At 73.5% G+C, this 20,280-nt stretch carries 22 protein-coding genes; 10 read left to right on the forward strand and 12 right to left on the reverse strand.

Annotated elements, in window-relative coordinates:
* The coding region (locus ACFV9J_RS21540) for a glycosyltransferase (RefSeq protein ID WP_385356395.1) at positions 1-258 on the reverse strand (258 nt) is incomplete at its 3' end.
* A gap of 142 nt (positions 259-400) precedes the next feature.
* Between ACFV9J_RS21540 and ACFV9J_RS21545 the strand changes: the two genes are divergently transcribed.
* The 7 genes from ACFV9J_RS21545 (at position 401) to ACFV9J_RS21575 (ending at position 6,141) form a co-directional block, all read left to right on the forward strand.
* Positions 401-1,402: a mechanosensitive ion channel family protein gene (locus ACFV9J_RS21545; protein ID WP_385356397.1), complete on the forward strand. Its 1,002-nt coding sequence runs from the start codon at positions 401-403 to the stop codon at positions 1,400-1,402.
* A 139-nt stretch (positions 1,403-1,541) separates the two neighbouring features.
* Positions 1,542-2,180 (forward strand): class I SAM-dependent methyltransferase, encoded by a 639-nt coding sequence (locus ACFV9J_RS21550; RefSeq protein ID WP_385356398.1) that lies wholly within the window; start codon positions 1,542-1,544, stop codon positions 2,178-2,180.
* A gap of 125 nt (positions 2,181-2,305) precedes the next feature.
* Positions 2,306-2,494, forward strand: a complete 189-nt coding sequence (locus ACFV9J_RS21555; protein WP_115740535.1) for a hypothetical protein — start codon at positions 2,306-2,308, stop codon at positions 2,492-2,494.
* 20 nt (positions 2,495-2,514) lie between these two features.
* Complete coding sequence (locus ACFV9J_RS21560; RefSeq protein ID WP_385356400.1) at positions 2,515-3,219, forward strand: hypothetical protein; 705 nt, start codon at positions 2,515-2,517, stop codon at positions 3,217-3,219.
* Between the two features lie 41 nt (positions 3,220-3,260).
* A complete protein-coding gene (locus ACFV9J_RS21565; RefSeq protein WP_385356401.1) occupies positions 3,261-4,148 on the forward strand; it encodes a DUF6895 family protein in 888 nt (295 codons plus the stop codon).
* Positions 4,145-5,065, forward strand: a complete 921-nt coding sequence (locus ACFV9J_RS21570) for a DUF6895 family protein (RefSeq protein WP_385356402.1) — start codon at positions 4,145-4,147, stop codon at positions 5,063-5,065. The genes ACFV9J_RS21565 and ACFV9J_RS21570 overlap by 4 nt, the downstream gene beginning before the upstream one ends.
* Positions 5,062-6,141 (forward strand): serine hydrolase domain-containing protein, encoded by a 1,080-nt coding sequence (locus ACFV9J_RS21575; protein WP_385356403.1) that lies wholly within the window; start codon positions 5,062-5,064, stop codon positions 6,139-6,141. Before ACFV9J_RS21570 ends, ACFV9J_RS21575 begins: the two co-directional genes overlap by 4 nt.
* A gap of 71 nt (positions 6,142-6,212) precedes the next feature.
* Here ACFV9J_RS21575 and ACFV9J_RS21580 read toward each other — a convergent pair whose 3' ends face one another.
* The 6 genes from ACFV9J_RS21580 to ACFV9J_RS21605 form a co-directional block, all read right to left on the reverse strand.
* Positions 6,213-7,589 (reverse strand): alpha-lytic protease prodomain-containing protein, encoded by a 1,377-nt coding sequence (locus ACFV9J_RS21580; RefSeq protein ID WP_385356404.1) that lies wholly within the window; start codon positions 7,587-7,589, stop codon positions 6,213-6,215.
* Between the two features lie 200 nt (positions 7,590-7,789).
* The gene (locus tag ACFV9J_RS21585) at positions 7,790-9,451 is read right to left on the reverse strand and encodes an alkaline phosphatase D family protein (RefSeq protein ID WP_385356406.1); all 1,662 of its coding nucleotides are present in this window, start codon (positions 9,449-9,451) and stop codon (positions 7,790-7,792) included.
* A 228-nt stretch (positions 9,452-9,679) separates the two neighbouring features.
* The gene (locus tag ACFV9J_RS21590; RefSeq protein WP_385356407.1) at positions 9,680-10,480 is read right to left on the reverse strand and encodes a class I SAM-dependent DNA methyltransferase; all 801 of its coding nucleotides are present in this window, start codon (positions 10,478-10,480) and stop codon (positions 9,680-9,682) included.
* Positions 10,481-10,578: 98 nt separating this feature from the next.
* On the reverse strand, positions 10,579-11,535 hold the full coding sequence (locus tag ACFV9J_RS21595; protein WP_385356408.1) for a transporter: 957 nt from the start codon (positions 11,533-11,535) through the stop codon (positions 10,579-10,581).
* The gene (locus ACFV9J_RS21600) at positions 11,532-12,422 is read right to left on the reverse strand and encodes an ATP-binding cassette domain-containing protein (RefSeq protein WP_385356409.1); all 891 of its coding nucleotides are present in this window, start codon (positions 12,420-12,422) and stop codon (positions 11,532-11,534) included. Before ACFV9J_RS21600 ends, ACFV9J_RS21595 begins: the two co-directional genes overlap by 4 nt.
* Positions 12,419-12,859 carry a GntR family transcriptional regulator gene (locus tag ACFV9J_RS21605; RefSeq protein WP_385356410.1) on the reverse strand — a complete coding sequence of 147 codons (441 nt, stop codon included), beginning with the start codon at positions 12,857-12,859 and terminating at the stop codon, positions 12,419-12,421. The genes ACFV9J_RS21600 and ACFV9J_RS21605 overlap by 4 nt, the downstream gene beginning before the upstream one ends.
* A 106-nt stretch (positions 12,860-12,965) precedes the next feature.
* Between ACFV9J_RS21605 and ACFV9J_RS21610 the strand changes: the two genes are divergently transcribed.
* From ACFV9J_RS21610 to ACFV9J_RS21620, 3 genes are all read left to right on the forward strand, one after another.
* Positions 12,966-13,646, forward strand: coding sequence for a transcriptional regulator (locus ACFV9J_RS21610; protein WP_385356411.1), 681 nt, complete (start codon positions 12,966-12,968; stop codon positions 13,644-13,646).
* 8 nt (positions 13,647-13,654) lie between these two features.
* Entirely contained in the window at positions 13,655-14,632 is a 978-nt protein-coding gene (locus tag ACFV9J_RS21615; protein ID WP_385356412.1) for a threo-3-hydroxy-L-aspartate ammonia-lyase, read from the forward strand.
* An 81-nt stretch (positions 14,633-14,713) separates the two neighbouring features.
* Positions 14,714-15,073, forward strand: coding sequence for a cupin domain-containing protein (locus tag ACFV9J_RS21620; RefSeq protein ID WP_007389344.1), 360 nt, complete (start codon positions 14,714-14,716; stop codon positions 15,071-15,073).
* A gap of 91 nt (positions 15,074-15,164) precedes the next feature.
* Here the strand turns inward: ACFV9J_RS21620 and ACFV9J_RS21625 are convergent, their stop codons facing one another.
* The 5 genes from ACFV9J_RS21625 to ACFV9J_RS21645 form a co-directional block, all read right to left on the reverse strand.
* Positions 15,165-16,475, reverse strand: coding sequence for an FtsX-like permease family protein (locus ACFV9J_RS21625; RefSeq protein ID WP_385356413.1), 1,311 nt, complete (start codon positions 16,473-16,475; stop codon positions 15,165-15,167).
* Positions 16,476-16,479: 4 nt separating this feature from the next.
* Positions 16,480-17,265, reverse strand: a complete 786-nt coding sequence (locus ACFV9J_RS21630; RefSeq protein ID WP_385356414.1) for an ABC transporter ATP-binding protein — start codon at positions 17,263-17,265, stop codon at positions 16,480-16,482.
* Positions 17,266-17,390: 125 nt separating this feature from the next.
* The gene (locus ACFV9J_RS21635) at positions 17,391-18,038 is read right to left on the reverse strand and encodes a lactate utilization protein C (protein ID WP_385356415.1); all 648 of its coding nucleotides are present in this window, start codon (positions 18,036-18,038) and stop codon (positions 17,391-17,393) included.
* Positions 18,035-19,513: a lactate utilization protein B gene (locus ACFV9J_RS21640; RefSeq protein WP_385356417.1), complete on the reverse strand. Its 1,479-nt coding sequence runs from the start codon at positions 19,511-19,513 to the stop codon at positions 18,035-18,037. Before ACFV9J_RS21640 ends, ACFV9J_RS21635 begins: the two co-directional genes overlap by 4 nt.
* Positions 19,510-20,262 (reverse strand): (Fe-S)-binding protein, encoded by a 753-nt coding sequence (locus ACFV9J_RS21645; protein ID WP_385356418.1) that lies wholly within the window; start codon positions 20,260-20,262, stop codon positions 19,510-19,512. Before ACFV9J_RS21645 ends, ACFV9J_RS21640 begins: the two co-directional genes overlap by 4 nt.
* Between the last annotated feature and the right edge of the window lie 18 nt (positions 20,263-20,280).

A 20,280-nucleotide genomic window follows, 5' to 3' on the forward strand; every position in this document is an offset into this window, starting at 1 on the left:
GTAGCCGGGCAGGGCGACGTAGCCGCCGAAGCCGACCACGGCGTCCGCCCTGGTGCGCTCCAGGATCTGCTCGGTCGCCTTGATGGTGCCGCGCAGCCGGCCGGGCACCGTGATCAGCTCGGGGGTGGGCTTGCGCGGCAGTGGAACGGCGGGGATCAGCGCGAGTTCCGGATCACCGAACAGCCGGTCCTCCAGATACGTCATGGTGAACAACAGCAGACCCAGTGCGGGCAGCAGCAGGACGGCAACGGTGACCACGCCGGGGACCCCTTCCGCCGAGGGACGACGCCGGGCGGGTGCCCCGAAGGGCGCCGGTGAAAGCCGTCATGTTCGCGCGGCGGATGGGTAGGCGGCTGCGACGACGGACAAGACGCCCCCGAGGAACGGAGCAGCCGAGCCGATGTCGCACATCTCCCCGTCCGCCGAACCGGCCACGAACCCGCAATTGGCGGGCTCGTGGTCGGACTGGGTCGGCGAGCACACCACGGCACTGATCGGGATACCGCTGCGCATCGCGCTCATCGTCGTGATCCTGCTCGTGCTGCGCGCGGTGGCCAAGCGGGCCATCACCCGGGTCGTCCAGCGGGTCCTGGAACCGTCGGCGGGCGAGGCCGAACGCAGCCGCCCCCGCAGGCCGTCCCGCGGCGCCGCCGTCCTGCACCGCGACCGGTCCCGGGCCCGGCAACGCCGCGAACAGCGGGCCCGCACCATCGGCTCGGTGCTCAGCAGCGCCGTCACCATCGTGCTGTTCATGGTCGGCGTGGCCATGGTGCTCGACCAGGTCGGCATCGCCCTCGGCCCGCTGCTGGCCAGCGCCGGGGTGGTCGGCCTGGCCATCGGTTTCGGCGCCCAGAGCCTGGTCGCGGACTACCTGTCCGGGCTGCTCATCATGGTCGAGGACCAGTACGGCGTCGGCGACTCGGTCGACCTCGGCGAGGCCGTCGGCGAGGTGGAGCACGTCGGCCTGCGCCTCACCCACGTCCGCGACCTCAACGGAGGCCTGTGGCACATCCGCAACGGCGAGATCCTGCGGGTCCGCAACGACAGCCAGGAGTGGGCCCGCGCCGTCCTGGACGTCGCCGTGTCCCACGAGGCGAACCTCGACACCGTCTACCGCGTGCTGGAGGACACCGGCCGCGCGCTGCGCGAGGAACCGGACTTCGCGGACGTCCTGCTGGAGGACCCCGCGGTGTGGGGCGTGCAGTCCCTGGACGCCGACGGCGTGCTGGTGCGCCTCGCCGTCAAGACGGTGCCGCTCCAGCAGTGGGGCGTCACCCGCGAACTGCGCCGCCGTGCCAAGGAGGCACTGGACGACGCGGGCGTCGAGATCCCCTTCCCGCGCCGGGCGATCTGGGTGCGCACCGACAGCGCGGGCGGCGACGCGGAGGCGCTCACGCGCTGACGGACCGCTCCGCCGCCGCCGGATTTGCCGGACCGGCAAAGAACTTTGGTGCCGCCGGTCCGGCCGGGGCAGCCTGCACACGGAGCGCGCGGCCCCCGCGCCTTGTACCGAGCAGACGACCCCGGCCCCAGGAGGCACCATGACCGACATCCCCGCGCCGGCCCCCGCCGCGGAATTCTGGGAGGCCCGCTACCGCGACTCCGGCCGCGTGTGGAGCGGCCGCCCCAACGAGCTGCTGGTGCGCGAGGCGGCCGCCCTGACGCCCGGCACCGCCCTGGACCTCGGCTGCGGCGAGGGCGGCGACGCCGTGTGGCTGGCCGCGCGGGGCTGGCGGGTCACCGGCGTGGACATCGCCGTCACGGCCCTCGAACGCGCTGCCCTGCACGCGGCCGAGGCGGGCGTCGGGGACCGTGTCACCTGGCAGCGGCACGAGTTGGGCGAGTGGTTCCCGGAGGGCACCTTCGACCTGGTGAGCGCGCACTACCTGCAGTCGCCGGTCGCCCTGGACCAGCGAGGGGTCCTGCGCCGCGCGGCGGCCGCCGTCGCACCCGGCGGGACTCTCCTGCTCGTCCTGCACGCCGGCTGGCCGTCCTGGCAGACCGAACCCCCGTTCGACGCCGAGTTCCCCACCCTGGACGGCGTGCCGGCCGACCTCGCCCTGCCGGACGGCGGATGGAGCGTCGAGACCCGCGAGACCGTCCGCCGCGCCAGCACCTCGCCGGACGGCGTCGAAGGCCACCGCGAGGACCACGTGTGGCGCTTGCGGCGAAACCGGTGATGTCTGCTTCGACTGATTTGTTGAAAAAGTTATCTCATGAGTTTTTTGAGAGATAGGCATGGTTTTGTGAGTACGGGGACACCTGTGGTGTGAAGGCTATTGGCCGACCAGAGGGAGATGGTGACATGCCTTCCAAGGAGACGGTGACCGAAGAGATCACCCGCACCCCGAACATCGACATCGACGCGGCGCTCGACCCGGCCGAGGCGGAAGGCGTCTTCCGCGACAGCCGCGAGTGCGCGGCACTGGCCCTGGCGGGTGGCGACTACGGCCTGCTGCTGTCGCCGCCGACCCCGCGCCCGAAGAAGGGCTGACCGACCGACAGGAGCAGTGAATGCACCAGCCAAGCACTTCGTCCTTCCTGAAGGACGCGGTGCGGGAGTTGGCAACCGGCGTGGCCTCCGCTCTCAGCAGCGGGGGCCACGGCCCGGTGTCCGGGGACCTGTCGCCGGCCACCGGCGCCGACGGCTACGCACCGGCCGCCGTCCGGGTCCTGGGGGCCGACTTCCTGCTGCCGCACCTTCTCTTCGGCACCCGCCCGGGCGAGGCCGAACTCGCCCTGTTCCGCCAGGCCGTTCAGAGCTACCCGCCGCGTGCCGACGCCGCGCCCACCGTGGTGTGGAGCCACTGGGCGATGACCCGGACCCTGCACCGGCTGACCGGACCCGGCCCGACCGGACCCGGCCCGACCGGTCCCGAACCGGCCGTCGGCCGGCTAGACGTCGCCGACTGGCGGACCCTGAGCCACCAACTCGCCGTCCTGGCCCCGCTCGCGCTCCCCGGCGAGGACTGCGCCGTGGCCCGCGTGGCCCGGCAGCGCCCCCTCGACCTGGCCCGCGGCTTCGTCCGCGCGGTCCGCCGCCGGGACTGGCTCCAGGCGGCCGGCGCCGGCCGCTGGCTCACGGTGCTGGACGGCGTCCCGCAGACCCTCGGCCTCGACTCCGGGCTGGACTTCGTGGAACTCATGGCCGACGGCGACCCGCAGGTGGGCCTCCAGGTGCGGGCGGCCCGGTTGCTGCGGGCCGGGGCACTCGTGTGAGCGCCGTGCCCGTCCGCGAGGCGGTCCGGAGCGTACGGGACGTGGCGGACACGGCACTGGCCTGGGCTGACGCGCACCGCGACGCGTTCACCCTGGGCGACGACGCCCTCGCCGCGCACGCCGAGGTCGACCGCACCTGGAAACCACTCGGCGAACTCGCCCAGGTGTGCGCCACCGTGGCCGCGCTCACCAGCCCCGCCGACCCCCTGCACACCCGCGCCCGCGACCTGCTCGACCACGCCTGGGACCAGACCGGCCGGGGCGCGCTCCTGGTCGCCGTACAACGCCAGGAGCCCTTCGCGACCTACCCGCTGGAGGTCTACGCCGCCTTCGCCGCGGCCGGGCTGCGCCACCGCGACTACGAGAGGGCCGCCGCCACGGTGGCCCGTACCCGGGGCTGGCGGCTCACCGAGCAGGACCCGACCCGTCGGCTCGGCGTCCTGGCGGCCGAACGGCACGGCGGCATCACCCGGTCCGCGGACCCCGACGCGGTACGGGACGGCACCTGGCTGGGCGGCCTGCCCGAACCGTGGACTTTCGAACGGTCCGCCGGATACGCCCTCACCCATGTCGTCTTCCACCTCACCGACTGGGGCCGGGCCGGTCCGGCCGGCGTCCCGGCCCGTCTCGCGCAGTACCTGACGCAGTGGCTGCCGCCCTGGCTCGACACCTGCCTGGACGCCGGCCTGTGGGACCTCGGCTGCGAACTGCTCGCCGTGGCGGCGAGCGTGCCCGGCTCGCTCGGCCCGCCCGCCCTCCGGGAGGGGTGGCAGCGCCTCGCGGCGGCCCGGCACCCGTCGGGCGCCCTGCCCGAGGTGGCCGCGGCCCCCGCGGACGACTTCACCCACTGCTACCACTCCACCCTCATGGCCGCGTTCGCGGCGACCCTCACCCACGTACACCTCGGCGGACAAGGAGCGCTCGGATGACCGCCACGCGCCTGATGCACACCGTCGGGGCCCGCGCCCTGGAATGGCTGTGGGCCCACCGGGACGGCTTCCGGCTGGAGCCCGACGCGGACCCGGAGGTGGGTTTCCTCCAGCGCTTCAAGCCGATCGGCGAACTGGCCCTGATCTGCAAGGTGCTCTTCCGCGAGGGCGTGGCCGGCTCCCGGCAGACCGAACTGGCCCGGCGGCTCCTCGACCACGCCTGGCGCGAGAGCCTGGACGGCGGCCGGATGCTGGTGCGCGGCCAGCGCACGGAACCGATCTCGTCCATCCCCTTCGAGGTGTACCTGCCCTTCAGGGAACTGGGCCACAGCCAGCCCGAGCTGGAGCGGGCCGCCGTCCTCAACCACCGGCTGGACAGCTGGGCGGCCTTCGAGCGGACCCCCACCCGAAGACTGGGCCTGGCCGCGTTCCAGCGCCGCTTCGGCCTGAGCCCCCACCCGTCCGAGGCCGAGGCTCTGAGCGACACCTGGCTGGCCCGCACCCCCGAACCCTGGACGGTCGAGGGCCACATCGCCTACGACATCACCCACGCCGTCTTCCACCTCACCGACTGGGGCGAGAACCCCACCGGCCTGCCGCCCCACGTCGCCGACTACCTCACGGCCTGGCTGCCGAGCTGGATCGACGACTGGACGGACCTGGAACGCTGGGACCTGCTCGGCGAACTCCTCGTCGTCGACGCCTGTCTGCCCGAACCCGTCCTCGACGAACGGGCCTGGGAGGCCTTCGCCGCCGCCCAGCAGCCCGACGGCGCCATGCCCGCCATCCGCGACATGCCCGAGGGCGGCCCCGACGAGGTGTTCGACATCGTCTACCACCCGACGCTCGTCGCCGCCTTCGCCTCCCAGCTGGCCACCTCCCGCGCCCTCACCGAGCTGGCGCACTCCGCGTCGTGACGGGCCCCCGCACGCCCTGGCCGGGCGTCCCCGCCACCGAGGAGTCCGCCCCGCCGCAGCGGGCACCGGCCGACGACACGGCGCTGCGCGAGCGGCTGACCGAGGCCGTGCACGCCTGCGACGCGCCCGACGTCGTCTTCGCCGTGTCCCGGCGCGGCCGCCGCACCCTGTACGCGGGCGGCACCGCCCCGCCGCCCGCCGTACCCCGCGAGGACCTGCGCTACGAGATCGGTTCGGCGTCCAAGACGTTCGCCGCGCTGCTGCTGACGCGACTGATCCGGCGCGGCGTGCTCACCGGCTCGGAGCCGGCCGCCGGCTGCCTGGACCCGGGCAGGACGCCCGGCCCGCACCCCGTGACCCTCGCCCACCTGATCACCCACACCTCGGGACTGCCCGCCCTGCCGGCCGGCTTCCTGCGCCGGGGACTGCCCGCCTGGCACACCAACCCCTACGCCCGCTACCCGGCCGAGCGGTTGACCGACACCTTCCTGCGCCACGAGCCGAAGCACCGCCCCGGAACCCGCTGGCACTACTCCAACTACGGCGTCTCCGTGCTCGGCCACGCCCTCGCCGCGACCACCGGCACCGCCTGGGAGGACCTGATCACCGGGCAGGTGCTGCGCGCCCTCGGCCTCAGCGGAACGGCCCTGCGCGCAGAGGGGCCCGAGAGCGACGCCGTGGGCCACCGCAAGGACGGCCGCACCCCCGTGCCGCCCTTCGACGCGGGCGGCTTCCAGGCCGCCGGAGCCGTCCGGTCCACCCCCAACGACCTGCTCACCTTCCTGGAGGCGCACCTGGACCCGGACCGCTCACCGGCCGCCGGTGCGCTGCGGGCGGTGCGGGTGCCGGTGCTCCGGCGCGGACTGGGACACCGGCACGTGCACACGGTGGGGTGGTTCCGGCACCCCACGGACGGCGGGCCGATGTACTTCCACAGCGGCGCCACCCTGGGTCAGCAGGCGTTCCTGGGCTTCCGGCCCGACACGGACACGGCCCTGGCCGCCGTGTGCACCCGCCGGTTCCGCGCCCGGGACGCGTTCATCGCCACCGCCTACGCGCTCCTCGCGGACGGGTAGGCCCCCCAGCCCGCCGGGACACGGGCCGGCGCGGGGCCGCTTCGGGCGGACCCGCGCCGGACGACTGTCCGTCAGACCCGCTGCCACAGGGCCGGGGCGCTCGCCGGTGACCCGGCGCCCTGGGCCTGGTGGCTCTGCAGGCAGCGGTAGCGCACGCCGTCGTAGGAGACGGTGGTGCCGACCTCGTAGACCCGGCCCGCGGTCCACGCGTCCGCCGCCGCGTTGTCCTGCGGCGCGGGTGTCCCGGTCGCGGCGGAGGTGGTCTTCAGGGTGAGGCCGAAGTCGCTGAGCAGCGGATTGATGGGCTGGTAGAAGGTGGTCCCGCCGTTGGTGCAGTCGCCGGAGCCGCCGGACGTGGTGCCCTGCGCCTGAACGCCCGACACGAAGGGCCCGCCGGAGTCGCCGGGTTCGGCGCACACCGTCGTCTCGGTCAGCCCGTCGACGGTGCCCTCCGGGTAGGTGACACTCGTGTCGTGCTGCTGGATCGTGCCGCAGTGCCACCCCGTGGTCGAACCGGAACGGCACACCGACGCGCCCACGAGCGCCTCCACCGACCCGGCGAGCTGGATCTTCTCGCCGCCCTCGGCCTTCACGTCCGGCGTCGCGGTCCAGTCGGAGTTGACGCCCACCCAGGCCATGTCCTTGCCGGGGAACGTGGAGGCCTGGAAGGTGCCCTGGTCGGCCTCGTTGAACCCGGTGGTGGTGGCGCCCGGGTCGCCGCAGTGCCCGGCCGTGGCGAAGCCCTCCTGGTCGTCCTTGGTGACGGAGAAGCCGATGGAGCAGCGCGCCTGGTCGTTGATGTAGAAGGCGTCGCCGCCGACCAGGTCCTCCAGCACCCGCGGCTGGTCCGGCGAGACGCGGACGCCCACGTCCGCGGCCGGCACACCGGCCGCCTTGACGAAGGCGGCCGCGGCCGACGCACCGGTCGCCTGGACCGTGACCCGGTTGGTCTTCACGTCGACGTACCAGACCGGCGTCTGCCGGGTCCGGGTGCGCACGGCGGCGGCGTCCAGCTTCTCCTTGACCGCGCGCAGTTCGGCGAGGTTCCGTCCCACGACGGCCGCCTTGGCACCCTGCGCCTCGATGGCCGCGGTGTCCGCGGCGTCGGTGGTGGCGACGGTCAGCTCGGCGGAGGTCGCCCCGCTCACCCAGGCACCGGCGAAGCGGTCGCCCAGCGTGTTGCGCAGCATGCCCGCGCGGGTGCCCGCCTCCGCCTCGTTGACCAGCCGGGCCGCCGCCTGTCCCGGCGTCAGCTTCAGGTCGCGCTCCATCGCGCTCAGCATGCGCGCCGGCGCGGTGGCGGCGTCGGGCGTGCGGGCCACGGCGGGCCGCGGCCCGGGGACGGGCGGCGGCGCCGCCGAGGCGGCCGAGGGGAGTGCGGTCAGAACCAGGGCGCCGAGCGCGGTGAGGGCTGCGCGGCGGCTGCGCGCGGCGTGTCTGCCGACCATGCGATGTGCCTCCTTCGGAAGCTGTGCGAGACAGCGGGGTTCGGTGGGCGACCGTGGATCACGGTGCGCCTGCGGCGAAGTCACAGGCATTGCCGCAGGGATCCGCGGCGAAGCCCGACCCCGGGCTGTTTCGCGCGATGGGGGACGCCGTGGGTGCCATGTGCAGTACGCGGGCGCCCTCCCGCCGGGGCCGGGACCGATCAGGCGGGCTTCAGTCCCGGTTCGCCCGCCTCGGTGACGAAGGACGCGGCCGTGGTGATGGGGGCGCCGGGGGTGCTGATGGCGGACACGGTCCTGAAGTCGAGGTGGGTGGCCTGCCGGCCGAGTTCGGCCCGGACGTAGCCGCGCTTGCCGTTGTAGAACTTCATGTGCGGGTTGGCCTTGAGATACAGGTCCCAGTTGGCGGGCTGCTCCACGCCGTCCCGGCCGCTGGCCACCGAGGTGCAGGTGACCTCGGTGCCGACGGTGGCGGAGGCCGGGTCGTCGAAGTCCTCCTTGACGTCGAGGGCGTAACCCACGTGCACGTCGCCGGTGAGGATCAGCCAGTTCTCGACCCCCGCGGCCTTCGCCCCGGCGACCACCCGGTCGCGCGAGGCCCGGTAGCCGTCCCAGGCGTCCATGGAGAGCGCGGCGTCGGCGGTCACGTCGAACCTGCGCTGGGAGAAGCACACCTGCTGGGGCATCACGTTCCACAGCGCGGTGGAGCCCTTCCAGCCGTCGAGCAGCCACTGCTCCTGCGCGGCGCCGGTGATGGTGCGCGCCGGATCGTCCGACTCGGCGCCGGGGGCGTGCGGCCGGTCGTCGTAGGCCTGGTCGGAGCGGTACTGGCGGGTGTCCAGGATGTCGAACTGGGCGAGCGTGCCCCAGTGCAGCCGGCGGTACAGCCGGGCGTCGGGACCCTGCGGCAGCTGGGCGGCGCGCAGCGGCTGGTTCTCCCAGTACGCCCGGTACGCGGCGGCCCGGCGCAGCAGGAACTCGGACGGCGGGATGTCGTTCTCCGGGATGCTGCCCGCGTAGTTGTTCTCGGTCTCGTGGTCGTCCCAGGCGACGACGAACGGGTGCGCCGCGTGGGCGGCCCGCAGATCCTCGTCGCTCTTGTAGAGCGAGTAGCGCAGCCGGTAGTCCGCGAGGGTCATCGTCTCGCGGTTGAACACATCGGGCAGCGTGACGTCGGTGTAGCGGCGCTCCCCGCCCTCGGAGTTCACCGCGTACTCGTACAGGTAGTCGCCGAGGTGGAACACCACGTCCACGTCGTCCTGGGAGACATGGCGCAGCACGGTGTAGTAGCCGTCCATGTAGGCCTGGCAGGCGACCGCGGCGAGTTTCAGCGACGTGGTGATGCTGCCCGCCGCGGGGGCGGTGCGGGTACGGCCGGCAGGGCTGAGCCACGCCCCGGCACGGAAACGGTAGTAGTAGACGGTCCCCGGTGTCAGGCCCTTCACGTCGACATGGACGCTGTGGTTGTACTCGGCGTGGGCGTCGGCGGTGCCCCGGAACAGGACGGCCGCGAAGTACTCGTCCAGGGCCACCTCCCACTCGACGGTGACCCGCTCCGTGCCCATCCCGCCGTCCTGAAGGAACGGCTCGGGGGCCAGCCTGGTCCACAGCAGCACCGAGTCCGGCAGCGGGTCGCCGGAGGCGACGCCGAGGGTGAAGGGGTCCTTGCTGATCCGGGCGGTGCGTTCGGGTGCGGCGACCGCGCCGCGGGCCGGCAGGTTGGTGGAGAAGGCGAGCGCGGCGGCGGCCGCGGTCACGGTGAGGAAGCGCCTTCGGCCGAGGTGCCGGGCGGCGGCGCCCAGCACGGCGTCGTGGGGGGAGAAGGCGTGCTCGGCCAGTGCGCTGGGTCGGCCCGTGGGCGCCATCTGGTGTCCTCTCGTACAACGGGGCGATGCGCGGACCCCGCATGTTAAGCAGACAAAACGCCTTAAACGGGCAGGGCTTGCGGAGTGATCACACAGGAGGAGGTACGCGCGCGTGGGCGCGGCTGCCGGCCGCCGGGGCGCGGACTCCCGGTCCGCCTGACGGCGCGTCGACCCGCGCCCGTAGGGGCCGGACGAACCGTCCGGCCCCTACGTCATGGGATCGGCCGCCTACGACGGCAGCGGTGAGCGGCTCACCCGGATCTTGGACTGGCCGTGCGGCCGCTTCTCCCAGTCCTCCATGAACCGCGCGTGCAGGCCGTGCTGGGCGGCCAGGGTGAGCAGCGTGTCCGTGCGGTAGTAGAAGTCCTCTCGGAGCACCTGGTGCTCGGTGCCCTCCGTCCGGTCGAAGGTGAAGTCGAAGAACCCGGTGTCCGTCAGGACGCGCCCGACGTGCGCCAGGCACTCGTCGATGACGTTCAGCGGCGAGTGGGAGAAGACGCTGTGCGCGTGGACGACGTCGAAGTGGTCGTCGGGCAGGAACTCCAGCCGCAGGTCGCCGGTGATGGTCAGGTGGGGCAGCTTGGCCTGGAGCCCGCGCTCGGTCAGGGTCCTCTTGGCGGCGATCAGGATGTCCGGCGAGATGTCGACGCCGTAGTAGTGGCCGCTGTCGAGGTGGTCGATGAACCGCCAGCCGCCGCGCAGGTTGCCGCAGCCGATGTCGAGCATCCGGTGTTCGGGGCGCAGTCCGTGCTCGACCAGGTAGTCGAACTGCATCTGCCCGAGCGCCAGCCAGCGGTCGTGCGTCCGGCTGCCGACCGCGGCCTCGGGACTGCGCCGGGCGTCGGAGGCCATCACCGCCCGGTAGTAGCCGACGTGGTCGGGGTGCTTGACCCGCAGCCACGCGTCCCGGCCGGCCCGGCGGACGTAGGGGCCGACGCGCTCGGGGTGGCGCAGCGCGTACCCGACCTTGTGCGTGAGCGCGGCGCGGTTGCTGCGCAGCTTCTTCGGGGACTTGGCGTCTTTGGGCATGGGGGGAACGACCTCCGTACGACGGACTCGGGCAGTGGAACTCGGACAGTGGAACTCGGACAGTGGGACTCGGGCAGTGGGAGAGGCCGGCCGGGGTGTCAGACCCGGCGGCGCAGCAGAAGGACCGTGACGAGGACGAGGACTAGGGCGAGGCCGCCGAGCAGTGCCGTGTCGGTCCACTGGAAGCTCCAGTAGTCGCCGGCCGGATTGGCCTCGTAGTAGCGGGAGACATACCCGTGCCGCGTCATGCACTCCCGCAGTTCCCGCCCGGAGGGGAAGGCGCACTCCAGCACGGAGTCCCGGCGGCCGGAACCGGTGATCAGGCCGTAGTGCCCGGTGGACCACTTGTCGCCCATCGGCTCCTTCGGCTGCCAGCCGTCGCTGACGTACCGGTGCGGCGGAACCAGCAGCCGGGCCCGGTGCGTCCACTGCACCGCCACCGCCGCCACGCCGGTGACCAGCAGCGTCCAGGCCATCGCGGACAGCACCCGGCGCGTGAGCAGACCGGCGAGGGTGCCCACCGCCAGCCCGAACAGCGCGGCGGCGACCAGGGAGGGCCCGGAGCCGGTCAGCGCGGTGGCCTCGTACCAGAACAGGCCGTAGCTGCGGTTGGCCGCGGGCTCCCACCACCAGCGGAACAGCAGGGCCAGCGCGCCGGACAGCGTCACGGTGCCGAGCGCGGCCAGCGCGAACCGGGACGCGAACCACTGGGCCCGGCCGACGCCCTGGGACAGAACCATCCGGTGGGTGCCCAGCTCCCGGTCGCGGCCCAGCAGCGGCGCGCCCCAGAACATGCCGACCAGGGCGGGCAGCGCGATGTTGAGCGCGCCGAGCAGCCGGAGCGGCTCGACGTCCAGGAACCGGGGCAGTCCGTCCGGCGCCCGGGTGCAGTACAGCGGCCCGGGGTCGCAGCCGTCGAACAGCCCGCTGCGCAGGTCGTCGACCATGCCCGCGCGGGAGTACGCGGCGAGCGCGGCGGCGGCCAGCAGGACCGCGGCGCCGCAGACGATCAGTGCCCGTTGCTGGCGCCAGGCCAGCCACAGCGTGCCCTTCACGCCGCCTCCCCGTTCGCGGCCGCGGCACCGTCCTGGAGGTGCCCGAGCAGGATCTCCTCCAGGCCGGGCCGCTCGACGTGCCAGTCGCCGCCGACCGGGCCCCGCGGGCGCACCAGGGCGGTCAGCTGCCGCCCGTGCGTACGGCGCCGCACCACGGTGTGCTCCCGCAGCGCAGGCTCCTCGTCGACGTGCCCCGTGAGCAGGGTGTGGCCCTCGCGGAGCGCGTCGGCGTCCTCGCTCAGCTCCACCCGGCCGGCCCGCAGCAGCAGCACCCAGTCGCAGGTCTGCTCCAGATCGGGCAGGACGTGCGAGGACATCACGATGCTCACCTCGCGCTCCGCCGCCTCGGCCATCAGCGTCGCCATGATCTCGGCGCGCACCACCGGGTCGAGGTCGGCGAGCGGCTCGTCCAGCAGGAGCAGTTCCGGCCGCTTGCCGAGGGCCAGGGCGAGCGCCACGCGGGTGCGCCGGCCCGGCGACAGCTCGCCCACCCTGGCCGTCGGGGCGATGTCCCCCTCGCGCACGACCCGCTCGGCGACCGACCGGTCCCACGAGGGGTTCAGCTTGCCGCCCATGCGGAGGGTGTCGGCCACGGTGAAGCGCGGGTAGAGCGGCCTGTCCTGGGTCAGCAGGGCCACCCGGGTGCGGGCCGCGGCGGCGTCCGGCGCCGAGCCCAGCACCCGTATGTGCCCGTGCGTGGGGCGCAGCAGCCCGCCGGCCAGGTGCAGCAGCGTGCTCTTGCCGGCGCCGTTGCGGCCGACCAGGGCGGTGATGCGGCCGCGCGGCACCGTGAACCCGCAGTCCCTCAGCGCCCGGTCGCCGCGGGCCCGGTAGCGGAACCCGAGGTCCGTGGCGTGCAGCGCGGCGGGCTCGTCAGGCCCGGTCATGCGTCCTCCTGTTTCCGTCCCCGGTCGCCCGGGTCGTGCTCGTGTTGCCCGTCGTGCTCGTCGAGGGCCGCCGTGACCAGGGCGAGTACGTCGTCCCGCTCCAGTCCGGCCGCCAGGGCCCGTGCGACCCATTCGGCGACGTCCGCCCGCAGGGGCGAGTCGTCCTCCGCGCCGGGCCGCGCCAGCGACCGGGTCACGAAGGTGCCGAGCCCGCGCCGCGAGCGGACCAGGCCCGCCTGCTCCATGTCGCGGTACGCCCGGAACACGGTGTTGGGGTTGATGGCGGTGGCGGCGACGACCTCCTTGGCCGTCGGGAGTCTGTCCCCGACCCGCAGCACACCCATCCGGAGTGCCTGCTCGGTCTGCCGCACGATCTGCACATAGGCCGGGATGCCGCTCTGTCGATCGATCCGGTACTCGACCACGTCACCTTCCATGCTTTCATTAATTCATTAGTAGAAGCATGATCAAATCCCGCCCCGATGTCAAACGGCACCCACCTTGGACTGTGCGTCCAGCGGCTGGACGTGTAGTCTCAGCCGTATGAACGAACCCGCACTGGACGCCGAACGCGACGCCGTCCTCGCCGCGCTGCGCCCCGTTATCGACGGGATCGCCGCGACGTTCGGGCCGGTCTGCGAGGCGGTGCTGCACGACTACCGGCGCCCCGAGCGCTCGGTCGTGGCCGTCGCCGGGGCGGTGACCGGGCGCACGGTGGGCGGGGCGATGAGCGAGATCGGCATGCGCGTGCTGGCCCGCGGCGACGAGGCGCACGACGAGCTGAACTACGTCACCCGCACGCCCGACGGCACCCTGCTCAAGTCCTCCACCATGGTGCTGCGCGACTCCACGGGCGCCGTGTTCGGAGCCCTGTGCGTCAACCTGGACGTCACCGCCGTCGACCGGGCCCACGCCCTCCTCGGCGCCCTCGCCGGGACCGCCCGCGCCCCCGCCCACGTACCGGCGACCACCTTCGGCGACGACATCGACGCCGTGGTCGACGCCATCGTGGACGCCCACCCGCTGCGCCGCGACACCAGTTGGGCGGCGCTGGACCGGGACCGGCGGCTGCAGCTGTTCCGCGACCTCGACGGGCGCGGCGTGTTCGCCGTACGCCGCTCGGTCGAGCACGTCGCCACCCGGCTCGGCATCTCCCGCGCCTCCGCCTACCACTACCTCTCCCAGGCCCGCGCCGACACCGGCCCGGCCGCCGACACCCCCTGAGGACTCCCGTGACGACCACCACCCCGCCGGTCACCCTCGACGACGTCCGCTCCGCCGCGGCCCGCATCAAGGGCGTCGCGCACCGCACCCCGGTGCTGCGCTCGCGCACCCTGGACGCCCTCGTCGGCGCCGAGGTCTTCCTCAAGTGCGAGAACCAGCAGCGGGTCGGCGCCTTCAAGTTCCGCGGCGCCTACAACGCGGCCTCCCGCCTCACCCCGGAGCAGCTGGCCCGGGGCATCGCCGCCTACTCCTCGGGCAACCACGCCCAGGCGGTCGCGCTGGCCGCCCGTGAGCTGGGCACGACCGCGGTGATCGTCATGCCCGAGGACGCGCCGCCCGCCAAGCGGGACGCCACCGCGGGCTACGGCGCCGAGATCGTCACCTACGACCGCTACACCGGCGACCGCGTGGCCGTCGCCGAAGCGCTGGCCGCCGACCGCGGGCTGACCCTGATCCCGCCCTACGAACACCCGCACGTCATCGCGGGCCAGGGCACCGCCGCCCTCGAACTGGTCGAGGAGACGGGGGAGCTGGACGCGCTGGTCGCCCCGGTCGGCGGCGGCGGACTGATCGCCGGGAGCGCCACCGCCGTCAAGGCCCTGCACCCCGGCACCCGGGTGATCGGCGTCGAGCCGGAGGCCGGGGACGACACCAAACGCTCCCTGGCCGCGGGCCGGCGGGTCACCGTGCCGGTCCCGCGCACCATCGCCGACGGCCAGGCCCTGCCCACCCCCGGCGAGCTGACGTTCTCCCTCAACCGGCGCCTGCTCGACGGGATCGTGCTGGTGTCCGACGACGAGATCCGGGACGCGATGCGGTTCGCCTTCGAACGGCTCAAGACCGTCCTCGAACCCAGCGGCGCCACACCACTGGCCGCCCTCATGAACGGCCGGATCGACGCCCTGCCGCGCCGCGTCGGCGTGATCCTCTCCGGCGGCAACGTGGACGCCGCCCGGTTCGCCGAACTCTGCGGCGCGCCCCGCTGAGCCGCGCGCGTCCCCCCGGATGGCGCCGCCGAGTTGACAGGCGGACGATGGAGTGGTGGGGACAGGGAAAGGAGGAGCGTCATGCTGGAGGCAAAGACGCTCGACAAGCCGGACGAGCGGCGCGATTTCCCCCGCGGGCACATCGAGGCCGTGCACATGGAAGGGCTCGACTTCGCCGTCGCCACCTTCGAACCGGGCTGGCGCTGGTCGGAGTCCGTGGCGCCGATCGCGGGCACCGACAGCTGCATGATCCACCACAACTGCTACGTGGTCGAGGGACGCATGCACGTCCGCATGGACGACGGCACCGAGAGCGAGGTGGGCCCGGGCGACGTCTTCGTCTGCTCGCCGGGCCACGACGCCTGGGTCGTGGGCGACGGACAGTGCGTCGTGTACGACTTCGCGGGCAGCATGGCGAAGGAGTACGCCAAGGCCGACTAGCGCGCCGCCGGCCGGCACACGAGAGGAAGGGGGCGACCGCCACGGCGGCCGCCCCCTTCCCCCTTCCCCCTTCCCCCTTTGCCCTCGCCGCTCACGCGGCCGACGTCACCGCCCCCACCGCCGGCGTCCGCAGCACCCGCCGGGCCGTGCCCAGGCTCGTCCCCAGCGTCACCGCCGCCGCCAGCGCCACCATCGCGAGCCACACACCGAGGAACTGGTCCGGCAGCACCGCGTCGGTGCGGACGACCGTGAACGGCACCACACCGGCCAGCGCGGCCACCGTGCCGAAGAACACCCCCGTGACCGTGAGGAGCACGCCCTCGGCGCCGACCACGCCCAGCACCTGCCCCGGCGTCGCCCCCGCCAGCCGCTGCTGACCGAACTCGCGCGAGCGGTACGTCGTCGCCGCGTACAGCGAGTTGACCAGCATCACGCAGACGAACACCGCGATGATGCCGACCACCGTGAGGTTCAGCGTCTCCAGGTTCTTGGCGTCGACCGACTTGACCAGACCGGAGGCCTTGACCGCGTCGCTCTCCACCGACTGCATCGTGAGCGTCGCCGTCGACACCGCGGTGAACAGGATCAGCGAGACCAGGATCCCGGCCAGGTGACTCGCCCGCTCACGCAGGTTGCGCACCGCCAGCCAGCCGCTCGCGCCGCTCAGCGGCAGCCGGTCGAGCACGCCCTTCAGCAGCCGCGGCGACAGCAGGGCGAAACCGACCGACAGCAGGATCGCCCCGTAGGCGGGCGCCGCCATCAGCATCTCGTCGGTCGCGGAGAACAGGAAGGTGGCACCGGCCGCCGAGGCACCGGTGACCAGCGCCGCACCGGCCAGGAACCGCTTCGCGCCGGTCCGCTCCCGGCCACCGCGCGTCAGCCGCCGCACCGCCAGGAACGCGGCGCCCGCGGACGCCAGCAGGGTGATGTCCACGCCGCTCAGCAACGCGACGGGGCCGAAGGAGTAGTCCACCGACCGCGCCACCTGGCCGCTGTCCTGGAACATGTCCAGCAGTGCCCGCCCGCCGAGCATCGCCGGGCCGATCGCCAGTGCCGCGCCCACCAGCGCCACGGCCACCGCCTCGCCCACGACCATCCGCTTGATCTGCGCCGGGGTCGCCCCCGAGCAGCGCAGCAGGTCCAGTTCGGCGGTGCGCTGACGCACGTTGACCGTCAGCGTGGAGGCCACCGCGAAGAACACCAGCAGCGTCCCGTAGCCGCCGACGACCCCCGCGGCCGTGCCCAGCGTCTCCGAGCTGACCGGGTCGACGCCGCCCTGCCCGGCCGTGTCGTGCATCGAGTTGAACGTCATGATGATCGCCGCCCCCAGGAAGGCGGACAGCAGCGTCGCCAGGAACCGCCCGGGACGGCGCCGGATCGACCGGAGAGCCAGTAGGAACATCACCTCACACCCCCACCGGCATGTCGTCGCCCAGGTGCGCCAGCCGCTCCGCGACCGCGTCCGGGGTGGGCGCGTCCATCCGCCCCGCCAGCCGGCCGTCGGCGAGGAAGACCACCGAGTCGGCGTACGAGGCGGCGACCGGGTCGTGCGTCACCATCACCACGGTCCGCCCGTGCGTCCGGACCGCCTCCTGGAGCAGCAGCAGCACCTGCCGGGCGCTGCGCGTGTCCAGCGCGCCCGTCGGCTCGTCCGCGAAGATCACCCGCGGTTCGGTGACCAGCGCCCGGGCGATCGCCACCCGCTGCCGCTGACCGCCGGAGAGCTGGTCGGGACGGTGACCGAGCCGGTCGCCGAGGCCGACCGAGGTCAGCACCTCGCGGGCGCGGTCGCGGTCGACGCGCCGCCCGGCCAGCTTGAGCGGCAGCACCGTGTTCTGCGCGACGGTCAGCGTCTCCAGCAGGTTGTACTGCTGGAAGACGAACCCGACCCGGCCGCGCCGGAACCTGGTCAGCTCCGCCTCGCCGCCACCCGTCAGCTCCTTGCCGTCCACGCACACGATGCCGCTGTCCGGCCGGTCGAGGCCGGCCGCGCACTGCAGCAGCGTGGACTTGCCCGAGCCGGACGGTCCCATCACCGCGGTGAACGTGCCGCGTCCCAGGCTCAGCGTCACACCGTCCAGAGCGGTCACGGCGTTGTCCGCCGAGCCGTACGTCCGGGTCACCTTGACCAGCCGGAGTGCCTCGGGGGCGGGGCCGGGGCCTTGGTCGCCTCGTGCGCCGGAGCGAAACATCCTGATCACCTTCCGTGTGGCACGCCCTGTGCGGTGCCTCGTGGAAGACGCTACGGAGAGTGGGGCCGGACCACACTGGGTGCAGAGCCCGTATCGGGGGGTGTACTCAGCGACACCCCGCCGCGCTACGAGCCGCCCACCAGCACCACCTCCAGGGTGCGCGGGCCGTGCACCCCCTCGACGCGGTCCAACTCGATGTCACTGGTCGCGGAGGGCCCGGAGATCCACGTCAACGGCCGTTTCGGATCGAGGCGTCCGAGCGCCTCGGGCACCGAGGACACGACCTGGCCGGGTACCCGTACGACGCAGATGTGGTGGTCGGGGACGAGGGTGATGCGCCGCCGCCCCTGGTCGGGGGAGCCGTCCAGGACGATCGTGCCGGTCTCGGCGACGGCGACGGCGCAGCCGGTCACCACGCTGTCGACCCGGTCGAGTTCCGGGGCCGTACTCGCCGCCGAGTCCTGGACGAGCGTCGTGCCGACGGCCCCCAGCCACCCCGTCGGCAGCCCCGGCGGAACCACCACGCTCCCGGAACCGCGCGCAGCCAGCAGCCCGGCCACCAGCCCGGGCAACTCCCCGTCCGAGCACCGGTGCACGAGGGCCCGGTAGTCCGCCAGGTTCTCGGCGAGGAGGTCCACCGTCTCCGGCACCGACCGGCGCCCGTGCTCGCGCAGATAGTCCCGGGCGACGGCCTCCTCGTAGGGCCGCGCGTCGTCCGGCACGTCCGCCAGGGCCCGCCGCACCCGGCCCAGAACGCGTTCCCTGCTGTTCACTTCGCTCCGTCCTTCCCGCCGTGCGTGCGCTGCCACCAGTCCCGGAACGGCTCCGCGGGCACCGCCGGCAGGTCCCGGCTGCCGCTCCACGCCCGGCCGGGACCGGGCAGCGTGCGCGGATGCAGACGCCGGGTGCGCGAGGCCAGCCGCTGCCCGGTCCGCAGCGCGCCCGGCCGCGTGAACGCCCACTGCGCCGCCCGCATCGCCGCGCGTTCGGCGGCGTGCCCCTTGGCCGGCTTCAGCACCACCCGGTTGCCGCCCCGGACGGCCGGCCCGCCCTGCACCACCCGCTCCCGCAGGTGCACCAGTACCTCGGGGATGTCGATGGCGACCGGGCACACCTCGTAGCAGGCACCGCACAGCGAGGACGCGTACGGCAGGGAGGCGTCGATCTCGCTGCCGGTGCCCCGCAGTTGCGGGCTGAGGATCGCGCCGATGGGGCCCGGATACACCGAGCCGTAGGCGTGTCCGCCGGCCCGCTCGTACACCGGGCACACGTTGAGGCAGGCCGAGCAGCGGATGCAGCGCAGCGCCTGACGGCCGACCTCGTCGGCGAGCGTGTCGGTGCGGCCGTTGTCCAGCAGGACCAGGTGGAAGGTGCGCGGGCCGTCGTCGCCGGTGGTGCCGGTCCACATGGAGGTGTACGGGTTCATGCGCTCGGCCGTCGAGGAGCGGGGCAGGGTCTGCAGGAAGACCTCCAGGTCCTGCCACCTCGGCACGATCTTCTCGATGCCGACCACCGAGATCAGCGTCTCGGGCAGGGTCAGGCACATCCGCCCGTTGCCCTCCGACTCCACGACCACCAGCGTCCCGGTCTCGGCCACCACGAAGTTGGCGCCGGAGATGCCGACCTTGGCCCGCAGGAACTTCTCCCGCAGGTGCAGCCGGGCCGCCTCCGCCAGTTCGGCGGGCGTGTCCGTCAGGTTCTCGGGCGCGGGGCGGCCCCACTCGCTCATCTCGGCGCGGAAGATGTCCCGGATCTCGCCCCGGTTGCGGTGGATGGCGGGCACCAGGATGTGCGAGGGCCGGTCCTTGCCCAACTGCACGATCAGCTCGGCGAGATCGGTCTCGTAGGCGTGGATGCCCCGCGCCTGAAGGGCCTCGTTGAGGGCGATCTCCTGCGTCGCCATCGACTTGACCTTGACGACCTCCGACTCGCCGGTCTCCTCCACGAGGCGGGCGACGATCTCGCCCGCCTCGTCCGCGTCGGCGGCCCAGTGCACCGTGCCGCCGGCGGCCGTGACCGCCTCCTCCACCTGCACCAGGTACCGGTCGAGGTGGCGCAGCGTGTGGTCCTTGATCTGCTTCCCGGCCTCGCGCAGTGCCGCCCAGTCGTCCAGCTCCGCCACCGCGCGGGCCCGCTTGTCCCGGATGGTGTGGGTGGCGTGGCGCAGATTGCCGCGCAGTGTCCCGTTGCCCACGGCCTCCCGGGCCGCGACGGGAAAGGCCGGCATTCCCAGATACGTCCCGCTCATACGGCCGCCTCCCCGGTGCTCGCCAGGATCTCCGCGATGTGCACCGGCCGCATGCCCGTGCGCAGCCGCGCCATGGTCCCGCCGATGTGCATCAGACAGGAGTTGTCGGCCGCGCACAGCACGTCCGCGCCGGTGGACTCGGCGTTGCGGACCTTGTCCGTGCCCATCGCCGCCGACACGTCGGAGTTCTTCACGGCGAAGGTGCCGCCGAAGCCGCAGCACTCCTCGGCGCCCGGCAGCTCCACCAGTTCCAGCCCCTTCACCGCCTCCAGCAGCCGCCGCGGCCTCTCGCCCAGGCCGAGGCTCCGCAGGCCGTGGCAGGTCGGGTGGTACGTCACCGTGTGCGGGTAGTACGCCCCCACGTCGGTCACCCCGAGCACGTCCACCAGGAACTCCGTCAGCTCGTACGTCTTCGGCACCACCGGTGCCAGCACGGCCGCGAGCGTGTCCCCGCGCCCCTCCGCCCGCGCCCGCTCGCCCAGCCGCGGATACAGCTCCCGCACCATCGCCCCGCAGGAGCCCGAGGGCGTCACGATCGCGTCGTAGTCCGTGAACACGTCCGCGAAGTGCCGGGCCAGCGGCTCGGCCTCGTGCCGGTAGCCGGTGTTGTAGTGCGCCTGCCCGCAACACGTCTGGGCCATCGGGAAGTCGACCTCGACACCGAGTCTGGTCAGCAGCCTCACCACGGCACGGCCGGTGTCCGGATAGAGCGTGTCGTTGACGCAGGTCAGGAACAGAGCGACACGCATCGCGGCTCCTCGTGTTCG

The sequence above is a fragment of the Streptomyces sp. NPDC059906 genome, assembly GCF_042730645.1.
Classification (GTDB): domain Bacteria; phylum Actinomycetota; class Actinomycetes; order Streptomycetales; family Streptomycetaceae; genus Streptomyces; species Streptomyces rubrogriseus.